The sequence below is a fragment of the Salinicola avicenniae genome, assembly GCF_023736115.1.
Taxonomy (GTDB): domain Bacteria; phylum Pseudomonadota; class Gammaproteobacteria; order Pseudomonadales; family Halomonadaceae; genus Salinicola; species Salinicola avicenniae.
On the sequence record NZ_JAKQZC010000008.1, the window covers coordinates 17,281 to 32,398 of the forward strand.

Annotated in this window: 29 protein-coding genes; all 29 read left to right on the forward strand. The window is 59.9% G+C overall.

Translation table 11 applies throughout. The features are described 5' to 3' along the window. Positions 1-28 precede the first annotated feature (28 nt). Positions 29-1,222: an elongation factor Tu gene (gene tuf, locus MC381_RS17675; protein ID WP_251979085.1), complete on the forward strand. Its 1,194-nt coding sequence runs from the start codon at positions 29-31 to the stop codon at positions 1,220-1,222. Positions 1,223-1,383: 161 nt separating this feature from the next. Beyond that, positions 1,384-1,695: a 30S ribosomal protein S10 gene (gene rpsJ, locus MC381_RS17680; RefSeq protein ID WP_035470365.1), complete on the forward strand. Its 312-nt coding sequence runs from the start codon at positions 1,384-1,386 to the stop codon at positions 1,693-1,695. Positions 1,696-1,832: 137 nt separating this feature from the next. Continuing rightward, the gene (gene rplC, locus MC381_RS17685; protein ID WP_251979086.1) at positions 1,833-2,471 is read left to right on the forward strand and encodes a 50S ribosomal protein L3; all 639 of its coding nucleotides are present in this window, start codon (positions 1,833-1,835) and stop codon (positions 2,469-2,471) included. A 14-nt stretch (positions 2,472-2,485) separates the two neighbouring features. Further along, positions 2,486-3,091, forward strand: coding sequence for a 50S ribosomal protein L4 (gene rplD, locus MC381_RS17690; protein WP_251979087.1), 606 nt, complete (start codon positions 2,486-2,488; stop codon positions 3,089-3,091). Continuing rightward, positions 3,088-3,384, forward strand: a complete 297-nt coding sequence (gene rplW, locus MC381_RS17695) for a 50S ribosomal protein L23 (protein ID WP_110648499.1) — start codon at positions 3,088-3,090, stop codon at positions 3,382-3,384. Before rplD ends, rplW begins: the two co-directional genes overlap by 4 nt. Positions 3,385-3,400: 16 nt before the next feature. Continuing rightward, positions 3,401-4,228: a 50S ribosomal protein L2 gene (gene rplB, locus MC381_RS17700; RefSeq protein WP_251979088.1), complete on the forward strand. Its 828-nt coding sequence runs from the start codon at positions 3,401-3,403 to the stop codon at positions 4,226-4,228. Between the two features lie 22 nt (positions 4,229-4,250). Continuing rightward, entirely contained in the window at positions 4,251-4,526 is a 276-nt protein-coding gene (gene rpsS, locus MC381_RS17705; RefSeq protein ID WP_035470375.1) for a 30S ribosomal protein S19, read from the forward strand. 17 nt (positions 4,527-4,543) lie between these two features. After that, positions 4,544-4,876 carry a 50S ribosomal protein L22 gene (gene rplV / locus MC381_RS17710; protein WP_035470378.1) on the forward strand — a complete coding sequence of 111 codons (333 nt, stop codon included), beginning with the start codon at positions 4,544-4,546 and terminating at the stop codon, positions 4,874-4,876. 11 nt (positions 4,877-4,887) lie between these two features. Continuing rightward, complete coding sequence (gene rpsC, locus MC381_RS17715; protein ID WP_251979089.1) at positions 4,888-5,589, forward strand: 30S ribosomal protein S3; 702 nt, start codon at positions 4,888-4,890, stop codon at positions 5,587-5,589. Between the two features lie 14 nt (positions 5,590-5,603). Then, on the forward strand, positions 5,604-6,017 hold the full coding sequence (rplP, locus tag MC381_RS17720) for a 50S ribosomal protein L16 (protein WP_035470382.1): 414 nt from the start codon (positions 5,604-5,606) through the stop codon (positions 6,015-6,017). After that, the gene (gene rpmC, locus MC381_RS17725; protein ID WP_251979090.1) at positions 6,017-6,211 is read left to right on the forward strand and encodes a 50S ribosomal protein L29; all 195 of its coding nucleotides are present in this window, start codon (positions 6,017-6,019) and stop codon (positions 6,209-6,211) included. The genes rplP and rpmC overlap by 1 nt, the downstream gene beginning before the upstream one ends. Then, positions 6,211-6,471, forward strand: a complete 261-nt coding sequence (gene rpsQ, locus MC381_RS17730; RefSeq protein ID WP_251979091.1) for a 30S ribosomal protein S17 — start codon at positions 6,211-6,213, stop codon at positions 6,469-6,471. The genes rpmC and rpsQ overlap by 1 nt, the downstream gene beginning before the upstream one ends. Before the next feature lie 53 nt (positions 6,472-6,524). Then, positions 6,525-6,896 (forward strand): 50S ribosomal protein L14, encoded by a 372-nt coding sequence (rplN, locus tag MC381_RS17735; RefSeq protein WP_251979092.1) that lies wholly within the window; start codon positions 6,525-6,527, stop codon positions 6,894-6,896. A 14-nt stretch (positions 6,897-6,910) separates the two neighbouring features. Next, positions 6,911-7,228: a 50S ribosomal protein L24 gene (gene rplX, locus MC381_RS17740; RefSeq protein ID WP_251979093.1), complete on the forward strand. Its 318-nt coding sequence runs from the start codon at positions 6,911-6,913 to the stop codon at positions 7,226-7,228. Positions 7,229-7,246: 18 nt separating this feature from the next. Further along, positions 7,247-7,786 carry a 50S ribosomal protein L5 gene (rplE, locus tag MC381_RS17745; RefSeq protein ID WP_251979094.1) on the forward strand — a complete coding sequence of 180 codons (540 nt, stop codon included), beginning with the start codon at positions 7,247-7,249 and terminating at the stop codon, positions 7,784-7,786. A gap of 10 nt (positions 7,787-7,796) precedes the next feature. Next, positions 7,797-8,102: a 30S ribosomal protein S14 gene (rpsN, locus tag MC381_RS17750; RefSeq protein ID WP_189446143.1), complete on the forward strand. Its 306-nt coding sequence runs from the start codon at positions 7,797-7,799 to the stop codon at positions 8,100-8,102. Positions 8,103-8,133: 31 nt separating this feature from the next. Then, positions 8,134-8,526 (forward strand): 30S ribosomal protein S8, encoded by a 393-nt coding sequence (gene rpsH, locus MC381_RS17755; protein WP_251979095.1) that lies wholly within the window; start codon positions 8,134-8,136, stop codon positions 8,524-8,526. A gap of 9 nt (positions 8,527-8,535) precedes the next feature. Next, positions 8,536-9,066, forward strand: coding sequence for a 50S ribosomal protein L6 (rplF, locus tag MC381_RS17760; RefSeq protein WP_251979096.1), 531 nt, complete (start codon positions 8,536-8,538; stop codon positions 9,064-9,066). A 9-nt stretch (positions 9,067-9,075) separates the two neighbouring features. Next, positions 9,076-9,426, forward strand: coding sequence for a 50S ribosomal protein L18 (gene rplR / locus MC381_RS17765; RefSeq protein ID WP_251979097.1), 351 nt, complete (start codon positions 9,076-9,078; stop codon positions 9,424-9,426). A gap of 11 nt (positions 9,427-9,437) precedes the next feature. Next, entirely contained in the window at positions 9,438-9,938 is a 501-nt protein-coding gene (rpsE, locus tag MC381_RS17770; RefSeq protein WP_035470394.1) for a 30S ribosomal protein S5, read from the forward strand. Positions 9,939-9,944: 6 nt separating this feature from the next. Next, a complete protein-coding gene (rpmD, locus tag MC381_RS17775) occupies positions 9,945-10,127 on the forward strand; it encodes a 50S ribosomal protein L30 (RefSeq protein WP_251979098.1) in 183 nt (60 codons plus the stop codon). A gap of 3 nt (positions 10,128-10,130) precedes the next feature. Beyond that, a complete protein-coding gene (gene rplO, locus MC381_RS17780; protein WP_251979099.1) occupies positions 10,131-10,565 on the forward strand; it encodes a 50S ribosomal protein L15 in 435 nt (144 codons plus the stop codon). Then, the gene (gene secY, locus MC381_RS17785) at positions 10,566-11,900 is read left to right on the forward strand and encodes a preprotein translocase subunit SecY (RefSeq protein ID WP_251979100.1); all 1,335 of its coding nucleotides are present in this window, start codon (positions 10,566-10,568) and stop codon (positions 11,898-11,900) included. A 30-nt stretch (positions 11,901-11,930) separates the two neighbouring features. Next, a complete protein-coding gene (gene rpmJ / locus MC381_RS17790; RefSeq protein WP_031384759.1) occupies positions 11,931-12,044 on the forward strand; it encodes a 50S ribosomal protein L36 in 114 nt (37 codons plus the stop codon). A gap of 128 nt (positions 12,045-12,172) precedes the next feature. Then, the gene (rpsM, locus tag MC381_RS17795) at positions 12,173-12,529 is read left to right on the forward strand and encodes a 30S ribosomal protein S13 (protein WP_251979101.1); all 357 of its coding nucleotides are present in this window, start codon (positions 12,173-12,175) and stop codon (positions 12,527-12,529) included. A gap of 36 nt (positions 12,530-12,565) precedes the next feature. After that, positions 12,566-12,952 carry a 30S ribosomal protein S11 gene (gene rpsK, locus MC381_RS17800; protein WP_009723883.1) on the forward strand — a complete coding sequence of 129 codons (387 nt, stop codon included), beginning with the start codon at positions 12,566-12,568 and terminating at the stop codon, positions 12,950-12,952. A 12-nt stretch (positions 12,953-12,964) separates the two neighbouring features. After that, entirely contained in the window at positions 12,965-13,585 is a 621-nt protein-coding gene (rpsD, locus tag MC381_RS17805; protein ID WP_251979102.1) for a 30S ribosomal protein S4, read from the forward strand. An 80-nt stretch (positions 13,586-13,665) separates the two neighbouring features. Next, entirely contained in the window at positions 13,666-14,664 is a 999-nt protein-coding gene (locus MC381_RS17810; RefSeq protein ID WP_251979103.1) for a DNA-directed RNA polymerase subunit alpha, read from the forward strand. 65 nt (positions 14,665-14,729) lie between these two features. Further along, entirely contained in the window at positions 14,730-15,116 is a 387-nt protein-coding gene (gene rplQ, locus MC381_RS17815) for a 50S ribosomal protein L17 (protein ID WP_251979104.1), read from the forward strand. Positions 15,117-15,118: the final 2 nt, after the last annotated feature.

The following is a 15,118-nucleotide window of genomic DNA, read 5'->3' on the forward strand; positions in this document are numbered from 1 at the left end:
CGTTAGCTAACGTAAAGAGGTTATAGCAGTGGCTAAGGAAAAATTTGAACGCTCGAAAATGCACGTCAACGTCGGCACCATCGGTCACGTCGACCACGGTAAGACGACGCTGACGGCTGCTCTGACTCGCGTTTCCGCGGAAGTTTTCGGCGGTGACTGGCGTGAATTCGACACCATCGACAACGCGCCGGAAGAGCGTGAGCGCGGTATCACCATCGCGACCGCTCACGTCGAATACCAGTCCGAAGAGCGCCACTACGCGCACGTCGACTGCCCGGGACACGCTGACTACGTCAAGAACATGATCACCGGTGCTGCCCAGATGGACGGCGCTATCCTGGTCTGTTCCGCTGCCGACGGCCCGATGCCGCAGACTCGCGAGCACATCCTGCTGTCGCGTCAGGTCGGCGTGCCGTACATCGTCGTGTTCCTGAACAAGGCTGACATGGTCGACGACGAAGAGCTGCTCGAGCTGGTCGAGATGGAAGTTCGCGAACTCCTGAACGAGTACGACTTCCCGGGTGACGACACCCCGATCATCATCGGCTCCGCGCTGATGGCGCTGGAAGGCAAGGACGACAACGGCATGGGTACCACCGCCGTTGCCAACCTGATCAAGGCCCTGGATGCTTACATTCCGGAGCCGGAGCGTGCTATCGACCAGCCGTTCCTGATGCCGATCGAAGACGTGTTCTCCATCTCCGGTCGCGGTACCGTTGTGACCGGTCGTGTCGAGCGCGGCATCGTCAAGTCCGGCGAAGAAGTCGAGATCGTCGGTATCCACGACACCACCAAGACGACCGTTACCGGCGTCGAAATGTTCCGCAAGCTGCTCGATGAAGGTCGTGCTGGCGAGAACATCGGTGCGCTGCTGCGTGGTACCAAGCGTGACGACGTCGAGCGTGGCCAGGTCCTGGCCAAGCCGGGCAGCATCACGCCGCACACCAAGTTCGAAGCCGAAGTCTACGTGCTGTCCAAAGAAGAAGGTGGTCGTCACACCCCGTTCTTCAAGGGCTACCGTCCGCAGTTCTACTTCCGTACCACCGACGTTACCGGTACCTGTGAACTGCCGGAAGGTGTCGAAATGGTCATGCCGGGCGACAACGTCCAGATGGTCGTGACCCTGATCGCGCCGATCGCCATGGAAGACGGCCTGCGCTTCGCGATTCGCGAAGGCGGTCGTACCGTTGGCGCCGGCGTGGTCGCCAAGATCGTCGAATAAGTTTCGATGATTGCATAGAAAAGGGGCGCCCCGGCGCCCCTTTTTCTGTGTCTGTTTGACGGCCCCGATTGACACTCATTTGGGGCTCTCCTATAATGCGCGTCCTTTGAACGCGTGGGTCGACGGCTCGCGCCGTCAGCATCCAGTGGAGCATAAGGTAAATGCAGAACCAGAAGATTCGCATCCGGCTGAAAGCGTTTGACCATCGCCTGATCGATCAGTCGGCTCAGGAGATCGTGGATACCGCCAAGCGTACCGGTGCTCAGGTGCGTGGTCCGATCCCGCTGCCGACCAATCGCGAGCGTTACACCATCCTGATCTCTCCGCACGTCAACAAGGACGCGCGCGATCAGTATGAGATTCGCACGCACAAGCGCGTTCTCGACATCGTCGAGCCGACGGAGAAAACCGTTGACGCGCTGATGAAGCTCGATCTCGCCGCTGGCGTAGACGTGCAGATCAAACTCGACTGAAACCACACTAGACACTAGCGGAAGCTGCGTTCAACAGCGTCCGCCGCGTCGTGAGACGCCACACAATGTGCTAGTGGAATGCTCTGGAAAGGGCAGCCATAGCGGGTGATAGCCCCGTACACTATAGGAGACTGAACATGACTATCGGTTTGGTCGGTAAAAAGGCGGGCATGACCCGTGTTTTCACCGAAGATGGCGCATCCGTGCCCGTAACCGTGATCGAGGTTGAGCCCAACCGCATCGCAGGCGTTAAGACCATCGAGTCTGACGGCTACCGTGCTGTGCAGGTCACAACCGGCTCCCGCAAAGCCAAACACCTCTCCAAGGCGATTGCTGGTCAATACGCCAAGGCAGGTATCGAGGCTGGCCGTTCCCTGATGGAATTCCGTCTTGCCGAAGGCGACGAGAATCCGGAAGTGGGCGGTTCCTTCACCGTATCCCTCTTTGAAGCTGGTCAGAAAGTCGACGTGACCGGTACCTCCAAGGGCAAGGGCTTCCAGGGTGCTGTCAAGCGCTGGAACTTCCGTACCCAGGACAACAGCCACGGTAACTCTTTGTCCCACCGTGCGCCGGGCTCTATCGGCCAGTGCCAGACCCCGGGCCGAGTTTTCAAGGGCAAGAAGATGGCCGGTCAGCTGGGTAGCGAACGTGTCACCGTCCAGAGCCTGGAAGTGGTGCGTATCGATGCCGAGCGCAATCTGCTGTTGATCAAGGGCGCCGTGCCCGGTGCACCCGGCAGCAATGTCGTTGTGCGCAGTGCCGTGAAAGCTCGCTGAGGGGACTGAGACCGATGAATCTGAATCTCGCAGGTGCCGCTGGCACCGTCGAAGTGTCCGAAGAGACCTTTGGCAAAGACTTCAACGAAGCCTTGGTGCACCAGGTCGTTACCGCCTACCTGGCGGCTGGCCGTCAGGGCACTCGTGCTCAGAAGAACCGTTCCGACGTGCGTGGCGGCGGCAAGAAGCCGTGGCGCCAGAAAGGCACCGGCCGCGCTCGCGCCGGCACCATCCGTTCGCCCCTGTGGCGCAGCGGTGGCGTGACCTTCGCGGCTCGCCCGCAGGACTACACGCAGAAGGTCAACCGCAAGATGTATCGCGCGGCCATGCGTTCGATCCTGTCCGAACTGGTTCGCCAGGAGCGTCTGATCCTGGTCGAGGAACTCGCGGTAGACGCGCCGAAGACCAAGCAGCTGGTCGGCAAGCTCAAGGAGCTGAACGTCGAGAAAGGCCTGATCGTGACCGAAGAGGTCGACGAGAATCTTTATCTGGCCGCTCGCAACATTCCCCACGTCGACATCGTCGACGCTGCGGCCGCCGACCCGGTCAGCCTGATCGCCTTCGACAAGGTGCTGATGACCGTCTCCGCTCTGCGTAAATTCGAGGAGAAGCTGGGATGAACCAGGAACGCGTATACAAGGTTCTGCTCGGACCTCACATGACCGAGAAGGCCGCACGCGCCGCCGAGAACAATCAGTACGTGTTCAAGGTGGCTCAGGACGCGACCAAGCCCGAGATCAAAAAGGCCGTCGAGGCGCTGTTCGGCAAAAAAGTTGCCGGCGTTCAGGTGCTCAACGTCAAGGGCAAGACCAAACGCACTCGCTTCGGTACTGGTCTGCGCAAGGGTTACCGCAAGGCGTACGTGACCCTGGCCGCGGGCGAGACGCTCGAAGACTTCTCTGGCGCCGAGTAAGGCAGGAGTACGGATCATGGCAGTAGTCAAGACAAAACCCACATCCGCCGGTCGTCGTCACCTGGTCAAGGTCGTCAACGACGAGCTCCACAAGGGTCGCCCCTACGCGGCGCTGACCGAGAAGCAGGCGAAGTCGGGTGGTCGTAACAACCATGGCCGCATCACCACGCGTCACGTGGGCGGTGGCCATCGTCAGCATTATCGTCAGATCGATTTCAAGCGTACCAAGGACGGCATCAACGCCGTGGTTGAACGCATCGAATACGATCCGAACCGTAGCGCGAACATTGCGCTGCTGAAGTACATGGACGGCGAGCGTCGCTACATCATCGCGCCCAAGGGCCTGAAGGCCGGGGACGTGCTGGAGTCCGGCGTCAATGCTGCCATCAAGCGTGGCAACGCGCTGCCGCTGCGCAACATTCCGGTCGGTTCCACGGTGCATGGCATCGAACTGAAGCCGGGCAAAGGTGCGCAGATTGCTCGCAGTGCCGGTGCCAGTGCACAGCTGGTCGCGCGCGAAGGCAACTACGCGACGCTGCGTCTGCGCTCCGGCGAGATGCGTCGTGTGCTGTCCGAGTGCCGCGCTACGCTGGGCGAAGTGGGCAACTCTGAGCACAGCCTGCGTCAACTGGGCAAAGCCGGTGCGAAACGTTGGAGAGGGGTGCGCCCGACCGTTCGCGGTGTCGCGATGAACCCGGTGGATCACCCGCACGGTGGTGGTGAAGGCCGCACCAGTGGGGGTCGTCATCCGGTCAGCCCGTGGGGTATCCCCACCAAGGGCCACAAGACCCGCAAGAACAAGCGTACCGACAAGCTCATCGTTCGTCGCCGCAAGTCCAAGTAACAGACATTAAGAGGTAACGGCTGTGCCACGTTCACTGAAGAAAGGTCCCTTTATCGACCTTCATCTGCTGAAGAAGGTCGAAGTCGCCGCTGAGAAGAACGATCGCAAACCGATCAAGACCTGGTCGCGTCGTTCGATGATCCTGCCGAACATGGTCGGGCTCACCATTGCGGTACATAACGGTCGCCAGCATGTCCCGGTGCATGTTTCCGAGGAGATGGTCGGCCACAAGTTGGGCGAGTTCGCTGCTACCCGCACTTATCGCGGTCACGCTGCGGACAAGAAAGCCAAACGGTAAGCCAAGAGGATTAAGAGATGGAAGTCGCTGCTAAGTTGCGTGGCGCTAGCTTGTCCGCCCAGAAGGCCCGTTTGGTGGCTGACCAGGTGCGCGGTAAGCCGGTCGCCGAAGCGCTCGACGTGCTGACCTTCTCCCCCAAGAAGGCCGCCAAGCTGGTCAAGAAGGTGCTGCAGTCCGCGATTGCCAATGCGGAAGAAAACAACGGCATGGACATCGACGAGCTGCGTGTCTCGACCATCTGTGTCGATGAGGGCATGACGCTCAAGCGCATTCAACCGCGCGCCAAAGGCCGGGCGGATCGCATTCTGAAGCGTACCTGCCACATCACCGTCAAGGTAGCCGAGAAGTAGGAGTCGACCAGATGGGTCAGAAAGTCAATCCAGTCGGGATTCGTCTCGGCATCGTCAAAGATCACTCGTCGGTGTGGTACGCGGAACGCGGTGCCTACGCTGACAAGCTGAACAACGATCTGGAAGTGCGTCGTTTTCTCGAGGAGCGTCTGAAGAACGCTTCCGTGAGCCGCATCACCATCGAGCGTCCGGCCAACAACGCCCGTATTACGATTCACACTGCCCGTCCGGGTATCGTGATCGGTAAGAAGGGTGAGGACGTCGATCGTCTGCGCCAGGATGTCACCCGCATGATGGGTGTGCCGGTGCACGTCAACATCGAGGAAGTCCGCAAGCCGGAACTCGACGCCGCCCTGGTCGCGCAGAACATTGCCGGTCAGCTCGAGCGTCGCGTGATGTTCCGTCGCGCCATGAAGCGCTCCGTCCAGAACGCCATGCGTCTGGGTGCCGGCGGTATCAAGGTGCAGCTCTCCGGTCGTCTCGGTGGTGCGGAAATTGCGCGTACCGAATGGTACCGCGAAGGTCGCGTGCCGCTGCATACGCTGCGTGCCGACATCGATTACGCCACCTATGAAGCTCACACCACGTACGGCGTCATTGGCGTCAAGGTGTGGATCTTCAAGGGCGAGATCCTCGGGGGCATCGAAGAGGTGCGTGCCAAGCAGAAGCAGCAGGCTCAGGCACCCGCACCCAAGAAGAAAGGTTCCAGGTAAGGGGAGACTGATCGATGTTGCAACCCAAGCGTACAAAGTTCCGCAAGGTGCAGAAGGGCCGTAACCGCGGCCTGGCGCATCGCGGCAGCAAGGTGAGCTTCGGGGACTTCGGTCTCAAAGCCACCGACCGCGGTCGTATCACCGCACGTCAGATCGAAGCCGGTCGTCGTGCTATCACCCGTCACGTCAAACGTGGTGGCAAGATCTGGATCCGTGTATTCCCGGACAAGCCGATCACCAACAAACCTCTCGAGGTTCGTATGGGTAAAGGTAAGGGTTCCGTCGAGTACTGGGTGGCCCAGATCCAGCCGGGCAAGGTGCTCTACGAAATCGAAGGCGTCTCCGAAGAGTTGGCGCGTGAAGCCTTCTCTCTGGCGGCCCAGAAGATGCCCATCTCCACCACCTTTGTGAAACGGACGGTGATGTGATGAAAGCCAACGAAATGCGTGAAAAGTCAGTCGATGCGCTGCAGGAGCAGCTTCTCGAACTGCTTCGTGAGCAGTTCAACCTGCGCATGCAGAAGGCCACCGGCCAGCTGAGCCAGACGCATCTGCTCAAGCAGGTGCGTCGCGACATTGCTCGCGTCAAGACTGTGCTCAACCAGAAGGCAGGTGACCAATAATGGCTGAAGCAAGCAAAGCACGTACGCTCACCGGCAAGGTCGTGAGCGACAAGATGGAAAAATCGATTGTCGTATTGATCGAGCGCCGCGAGCGTCATCCGATCTATGGCAAGTACATGAAGCGCTCCACCAAGCTGCACGCCCATGACGAGGCGAATCAGGCACGGCTCGGCGATACGGTTTCCATTCAGGAAAGCCGTCCGCTGTCCAAGAAGAAAGCCTGGACGTTGGTCGAGGTGGTCGAGCAGGCCAAGGGCTGAGCCCGACAGCGCCTTCTGAACCAGTGCAGTCAGATTAGGTTTGGAGAAAACCAATGATTCAGACGCAAACAATGCTGGATGTCGCCGACAACAGCGGCGCGCGCCGGGTGCAGTGCATCAAGGTGCTCGGTGGTTCCCACCGCCGTTACGCGCGCGTTGGCGACATCATCAAAGTGACGGTCAAGGAAGCGATTCCGCGGGGCAAGGTCAAGAAAGGCCAGGTCCTCAAGGCCGTTGTCGTGCGTACGCGCAGCGGTGTCCGTCGTGACGACGGTTCGCTGATTCGCTTCGATGGAAATGCGGCGGTTCTGTTGAACAACACCAACGAGCAGCCGATCGGTACCCGTATCTTCGGGCCGGTTACCCGCGAGCTTCGTAACGAGAAGTTCATGCGGATCATTTCCTTGGCGCCCGAAGTGCTGTAAGGAGCGGAGCGGATATGCACAAGATCAAACGTGACGACGAAGTCATCGTCATCGCCGGCAAGGACAAGGGCAAGCGTGGCACGATCAAGCGCGTCCTCGAGAACGACCGTTACGTCGTTTCGGGCGTGAACATGATCAAGCGCCACACCAAGCCCAATCCTATGGTTGGCAACCCGGGGGGTATCGTCGAGCGTGAGGCTCCGATCCATGCGTCCAACGTGGCCATCTTCAACGCGGAGACCGGCAAGGCCGATCGCGTCGGCTTTCAGGTGCAGGAAGACGGTACCAAGGTACGTATCTACAAGTCGACGCAGAAGCAGATCGACGCCTAACGCGAGTCGGGTAGCAAAATGGCGAACTTGAAAGAACGTTATCAAAACGAGGTGATGGCTCAGCTGCGAGAGCAGTTCAGCTACGCCAACGTGATGCAGGTGCCCCGGATCACCAAGGTGACCCTGAACATGGGCATCGGCGAAGCGACCAGCGACAAAAAGCTGATCGACAATGCCGTCGGTGACCTGGAGAAGCTCTCCGGTCAGAAGCCGGTGGTGACCAAGGCGCGCAAGTCCATCGCGGGTTTCAAAGTCCGCGAAGGCTGGCCGATCGGCGTCAAGGTGACGCTGCGCCGCGAACGCATGTGGGATTTTCTGGATCGCCTGGTCAACATCGCGATTCCCCGCGTGCGCGACTTCCGGGGCCTGAACCCGAAGTCCTTCGATGGCCGCGGCAACTACTCCATGGGCGTCCGTGAGCAGATCATCTTCCCGGAGATCGAATATGATAAGATCGACCGGATTCGTGGTCTGGATGTGACCATCACGACCAGCGCCAACACCGACGAAGAAGGTCGTGCGCTGCTTCGCGCGCTGAACTTCCCGTTCAAGCAATAAGGGTGGATTCATGGCAAAGAAAAGCATGATTGAGCGTGAGCTCAAGCGCGCGAAGCTGGTCGACAAGTACGCCGCCAAGCGTGCCGCGCTCAAAAGCGTCATTTATGACGTCAACGCTTCTGACGAAGAGCGCTTCGACGCGCAACTGAAGCTGCAGTCGCTGCCGCGGGACTCCAGCCAGGTCCGTCAGCGCAACCGCTGCCGCGTTACCGGCCGTCCGCACGGTTACTACAACAAGTTCGGACTGGCTCGTAACAAGCTGCGCGAAGCGGCGATGCGTGGCGATGTCCCTGGACTGAAGAAGTCCAGCTGGTAAGCCACGTCGAGGAATTCAGGAGCGCAATGTAATGAGCATGCAAGATACTCTGGCGGATATGTTTACCCGTATCCGCAATGCGCAGATGGCCACCAAGGAGACGGTTACCATGCCGTCCTCCAAGCTCAAGGTTGAAGTGGCCCGCGTACTCAAGCAGGAAGGCTACATCACCGACGTAGCGGTCACCGAAGGCGCCAAGCCGGAGCTGACCGTGACCCTCAAGTACTTCGAGGGCAAGCCGGTCATCGAGCACATCCAGCGTGTATCCAAGCCGTCGCTGCGGATCTACAAGGGCAAGAGCGAAATGCCCAAGGTCGCCGATGGTCTGGGTGTCGCGATCGTGACCACCTCTCAAGGTGTCATGACCGATCGCGCGGCACGCCAGGCGGGTGTCGGTGGTGAAGTCATCTGCACCGTATTCTAGGAGTGAGTAATGTCTCGCGTAGCCAAGTATCCGGTTAAACTGCCCAGCGGCGTCGAGGTCAAACTCGACGGCGACCAGCTGTCCGTCAAGGGCAGCCAGGGCACGCTAGAGCTGACCGTACATTCCGACGTGAAAATCACTCAGGAAGACGGCCAGCTGACTTTTGCTCCCAGCGAGCAGGCCAAAAGCTGGGCCATGGTCGGCACGTTCCGTGCCCTGGTCCAGAACATGGTCACCGGCGCTTCCGAGGGCTTTACTCGGTCGCTGGAAATCAATGGCGTCGGCTATCGTGCCCAGGCAAGCGGCCAGACGCTGAATCTTACACTCGGTTTCTCCCACCCGATCGACTACAAACTGCCCGAAGGTGTCACGGCCGAAACGCCGAAGAACACCACGATCGTGCTGAAAAGCGCGGACAAGCAGAAGCTCGGCCAGGTGGCTGCGGAGATTCGTGCCTTCCGTCCGCCGGAACCTTACAAAGGTAAGGGTATCCGGTACGGCGACGAGCACGTCCGCCGCAAAGAAGCCAAGAAGAAGTAAGGCAGGGTTATGAACGCGAAGAAAGAATCTCGTCTCCGTCGTGCCCGCCGCGCGCGCGCCAAGATCCGCGATCTGGGTGTGAATCGTCTGTGCGTCAACCGCACACCGCGTCACATCTATGCGCAGATCATTTCGCCGGACGGCGGCAAGGTGCTGGCCAGCGCTTCCACGCTGGACAAGGTCCTGCGCGAAGGTGCCACCGGTAATGCCGATGCAGCTGCCAAAGTGGGTGCTCTGATTGCCGAGCGCGCCAAGGATGCCGGCATCTCTCAGGTTGCCTTTGATCGCGCCGGGTTCAGGTACCACGGGCGTGTCAAGGCATTGGCCGATGCCGCACGCGAAGGCGGTCTGCAATTCTAAAGGGTTTTACGATGGCGAATAACGAACAGAAGGGCGGAGATCTGCAAGAGAAGTTGGTGCAGGTCAACCGCGTCGCCAAGGTGGTCAAGGGTGGCCGTATCTTCGGTTTCACCGCCCTGACCGTCGTTGGCGATGGCAACGGCCGGGTCGGCTTCGGTCGCGGCAAGGCACGTGAAGTGCCGGTCGCGATCCAGAAAGCCATGGACCAGGCGCGTCGCAACATGGTCAAGGTCAGCCTTAGCGGCAGCACGCTGCAGTACCCGGTCCGCGCCCGTCACGGCGCGTCCAAGGTCTTCATGCAGCCGGCGTCCGAAGGTACCGGCATCATCGCCGGCGGCGCCATGCGTTCCGTACTCGAGCTGGCTGGTGTCCATGACGTTCTGGCCAAGTGCTACGGCTCCACCAACCCGGTGAACGTGGTTCGCGCGACCATCAAGGGTCTCGCGTCCATGCAGTCTCCGGAAGACATCGCCGCCAAGCGTGGCCTGTCTGTCGAAGAATTGGCGGGGTAAGCGATCATGGCAGAGACGATCAAAATCACCCAGACCCGCAGCACCATCGGTGTCCTGCAGAAGCACAGAGCGACGATGAAGGGCCTTGGCCTGCGTCGCATTGGGCACTCGGTCGAGCTGGAAGACACCCCCGCCGTTCGCGGCATGATCAACAAGGTGCGTTACCTTGTTCGAGTCGAGGGAGAGTAATCCATGAAACTCAATAGCTTAAGCCCGGCACCGGGTTCCAAGCATGCCGAGAAGCGCGTCGGACGCGGTATCGGCTCCGGTCTGGGTAAGACCGGTGGCCGTGGCCACAAGGGTCTGAAGTCCCGTTCTGGCGGCTCGGTCAAGCCCGGTTTCGAAGGCGGTCAGATGCCGCTGCAGCGCCGCTTGCCGAAATTCGGCTTCACGTCGCACAAGGCGATGGTGTCGCAGGAAGTTCGTCTGGCGGAGCTGGCCAAGGTCGACGGCGACGTTGCCGATCTCGACAGCCTGAAGAAGGCCAACGTGCTCCGGAATGCTACCGAGTACGCCAAGGTCATTCTCTCCGGCGAGCTGACCAAGGCGGTTACCGTGCGTGGCCTCAAGGTCACCAAAGGGGCGCGTGCTGCGATCGAAGCAGCCGGCGGCAAGGTAGAGGACTAAATGGCTAAGTCAGGAAACATGCCGGCGAACATGGGTAGTGGTCTCAGCGAGCTGTGGGCACGCCTGCGTTTCGTCTTCATCGCGATCGTGGTGTACCGCATCGGTGCCCACATTCCCGTACCCGGCATCGATCCTGACCAGCTGGCTGCCCTGTTTCGGGAGAACCAGGGCACCATCCTGGGCATGTTCAACATGTTCTCGGGGGGTGCGCTGCAGCGCATGAGTATCTTCGCGCTGGGGATCATGCCGTACATCTCCGCGTCGATCATCATGCAGCTTCTGACCGCGGTATCGCCTCAGCTCGAAGCGCTGAAGAAGGAAGGCGAGGCCGGGCGCCGGAAGATCAACCAGTACACCCGCTACGGCACGGTGTTGCTGGCGTTGATCCAGGCGTGTGGCATGTCAGTTGGTCTGGTCAGTCAGGGCGTGGCCTATTCCGGTGACATCAGCTTCTATTTCACCGCCGTCGTCACCTTCGTGGCCGGTGCGGTGTTCCTGATGTGGCTGGGTGAACAGATCACCGAGAAAGGCATCGGCAACGGTATCTCGCTGATCATCTTCTCGGGAATCGTGGCCGGACTGCCGAGCGCGATTGGTCAGTCGTTCGAGCTCGCTCGCAACGATGGCGCCTGGAATGTGCTGCCGCTGCTGGCTCTGGCGCTTCTCGGCATCGCGACGATCGCCTTCGTGGTCTTTATCGAGCGTGGGCAGCGCCGTATCACGGTGAACTACCCGCGTCGTCAGGTCGGCAACAAGATGTACGCCGGTCAGAGCAGCTATCTGCCGCTGAAGGTCAACATGGCGGGCGTCATTCCGCCGATCTTCGCGTCCAGCATTCTGCTGTTCCCGGGGTCCATCGGCCAGTGGCTGGGTCAAGGCGACGGGTTCGAGTGGCTGCAGGTTGCCTCGCAGCAGCTGGCGCCGGGTGCGCCGTTGTACATCATCCTGTTCGCCGCGGCCGTCCTGTTCTTCTGCTTCTTCTACACGGCGTTGGTGTTCAATCCCAAGGATGTCGCCGACAACCTGAAGAAGTCCGGCGCCTTCCTGCCGGGGATTCGTCCGGGAGAGCAGACCGCGCGCTACGTCGACAAGGTGATGACGCGTCTCACGCTGTTCGGGGCGCTCTACATCACGCTGGTGTCGCTGATGCCGCAGTTCCTGGTGGTGGCCTGGCAGGTGCCGTTCTACTTCGGTGGGACCTCGCTGCTGATCGTGGTCGTGGTAATCATGGACTTCATGGCCCAGGTTCAATCCCATCTCATGTCTCACCAGTATGAGTCGGTGATGAAGAAGTCGAACCTGAAAGGCTACGGTAGCGGCGGCCTGATGCGCTGAGCCTCCGCGAGAGAGCATTTGGAGAGAACGATGAAAGTTCGAGCTTCTGTAAAGAAAATGTGCCGTAACTGCAAGATTATTCGGCGCAACGGCGCGGTTCGCGTGATTTGCACCGAACCGCGTCACAAGCAGCGTCAAGGCTGATTGCGCCCGACACGCTGAACGAAAGCGGGCCATGGCATTCCCCTTGCCTCGTGAGAGGTTAAGGGGTATGCTATTGCGCCCTTTGTGGACGACTAACGAGCAAGCCGCTCAACATTCGGAGTAAGCTGATGGCCCGTATTGCAGGCGTCAATATCCCGGACAACAAGCATGCGGCGATCTCGCTGACCTACATCTACGGGATTGGCCACACACGCGCGCAGGATATCTGTGTCGCCGCTGGCATCGAGCCCACCACCAAGGTTCAGGAATTGTCTGGCGAACAGCTCGACATCCTGCGTACCGAGGTTGGCAAGTTCACCGTAGAAGGCGACCTTCGCCGTGAAGTCACGCTGAATATCAAGCGTCTCATGGATCTGGGTTGCTATCGTGGTCTGCGCCATCGTCGTGGTCTACCGCTGCGTGGTCAGCGTACTAAGACCAATGCGCGTACCCGTAAGGGACCGCGTAAACCGATTCGTAAGTAATTAACGTCTCGACGTTAAATATTAGGAAACATCAACATGGCTAACCCGCGTAGCAACCGTAAAAAGGTTAAAAAGCAGGTCGTGGATGCCGTTGCGCATATCCATGCCTCTTTTAACAACACGATCGTGACGATCACAGACCGCCAGGGCAACGCGCTTTCTTGGGCGACTGCCGGTGGTTCGGGTTTTCGTGGTTCTCGCAAGAGCACCCCGTTCGCAGCTCAAGTAGCGAGTGAACGTGCAGCGACTGCTGCAGCCGAGTATGGTGTGAAAAACGTCGACGTGCTGGTCAAGGGCCCCGGCCCGGGCCGTGAGTCCGCCGTGCGTGCATTGAATGCCGCCGGCTTCCGTGTGCAGAGCATCACCGACGCGACGCCGATCCCGCACAACGGGTGCCGTCCGCCGAAGAAACGCCGCGTTTAAGGAGACAGACTCATGGCTCGTTATCTTGGTCCCAAGTGTAAGCTGTCTCGTCGCGAGGGCACCGACCTCTTTCTGAAGAGCGGTGTGACTCCCTTCGAGAAGAAGTGCAAATCCGAGCAGATCCCGGGTGTGCATGGCCAGCGCCGTCAGCGTCTTTCCGACTACGGCTTGCAGCTTCGCGAGAAGCAGAAAGTGCGTCGTATCTACGGCGTACTCGAAAACCAGTTCCGCAACTACTACAAAGAAGCCGCGCGCCTGAAAGGGGCAACCGGTGAAGTGTTGTTGCAGCTGCTGGAATCCCGGCTGGACAACGTGGTTTACCGCATGGGCTTCGGCTCCACGCGCAGTGAATCGCGTCAGCTGGTCAGCCACAAGGCGATTGCGGTCAACGGCCGTACCGTCAACGTGGCTTCCTATCAGGTGCGTCCCGGCGACGTCGTGTCCGTGCGTGAGAAGGCCAAGAACCAGGCCCGTATCCAGCAGGCACTGTCCATCGCTGCCAACCGCGGCGACGTGACGTGGATCGACGTCGATTCGAAGAAGATGGAAGGCACTTTCAAGGCTGTCCCGGAACGCGGCGACCTGTCTGCCGACATCAACGAAAACCTGATCGTCGAGCTGTACTCCAAGTAAGCCTGAGGCCGGGCCGCTCACGCGGCCCGGCCTGGCACGGGAGTACCGATATTCGTTTGGCAGCCTGAGAAGGTGTTCATATGCAGCGTTCAGTGACTGAGTTTCTCCGTCCCCGCGACATCAAGGTCGAAGAGGTCAATGCACAGCACGCCAAGATCGTGCTGGAGCCCTTCGAGCGTGGTTTCGGCCATACCCTGGGGAATGCGCTGCGTCGCATCCTGCTCTCTTCGATGCCCGGCTGTGCCGTCGTCGAAGCGGAAATCGACGGCGTGCTGCATGAATACAGCGCCATCGAGGGTGTTCAGGAAGACGTCATCGAGATTCTTCTGAATCTCAAGGACGTGGCCATCAAGATGCACGGCCGCGACGAAGCCGTCTTGACCTTGAACAAGCAGGGCCCCGGTGTGATGACCGCCGGCGATATCGCCGTCGATCACGACGTCGAGATCGTCAATCCGGATCACGTGATCGCGCACCTCAACGATGGCGGCGAGCTGAAAATGCAGCTCAAGGTCGTGCGGGGTCGTGGTTACGAGCCCGCGGATGCGCGGCTCTCCGACGAGGACGAATCCCGTGCCATCGGTCGTCTGCAGCTGGATGCGACATTCAGCCCGGTTCGTCGCGTGTCCTACGCGGTCGAGGCGGCGCGTGTCGAACAGCGCACCGACCTGGATAAGCTGGTCATCGATCTCGAAACTGACGGCACCTTGGACCCGGAAGAAGCGATTCGTCGCAGCGCGACCATCCTCCAGGAACAGCTGGCCGCCTTCGTCGATCTCGAAGCTGACCGAGAGCAGGAAGTCGAAGAGGAAGAAGATCAGATCGATCCGATTCTGCTGCGCCCCGTTGACGATCTCGAACTCACGGTGCGTAGTGCCAACTGCTTGAAGGCCGAGAACATTTACTACATTGGCGATTTGATTCAGCGCACGGAAGTCGAGCTGCTCAAGACGCCAAACCTTGGCAAGAAGTCCTTGAACGAGATCAAGGACGTGTTGGCTTCGCGCGGTCTTTCCCTCGGCATGCGGCTGGAAAACTGGCCGCCGGCGAGTCTGAAGGACGATAAGGCCTCCGCCTGAGGGCGGTGCCCGGGTCGAAACCAGTGTGCCGACTCGAATCACCAGTTTGGTAAGGAATAGCAATCATGCGTCATCGTAAGAGTGGTCGTCATCTGAATCGGACCAGCTCGCATCGGCACGCCATGTTCAAGAACATGTGCACCTCGCTGGTCGAGCATGAAGTGATCAAGACTACCCTGCCTAAGGCCAAGGAGCTGCGTCGTCATATCGAGCCGCTGATCACCCTGGCAAAGCAGGATAGCGTGGCGAATCGCCGTCTGGCGTTCAGCCGCACCCGCTCCAAGGAAGCTGTCGGCAAGCTCTTCAACGAGCTTGGCCCGCGTTACGTCAATCGCCCGGGCGGCTACGTCCGTGTGCTGAAGTGCGGCTACCGCACTGGCGACAACGCGCCGATGGCCTACGTCGAGCTGGTTGATCGTCCGGTCGTCGAGGAAGCTGCCGGCGACGAATAAGT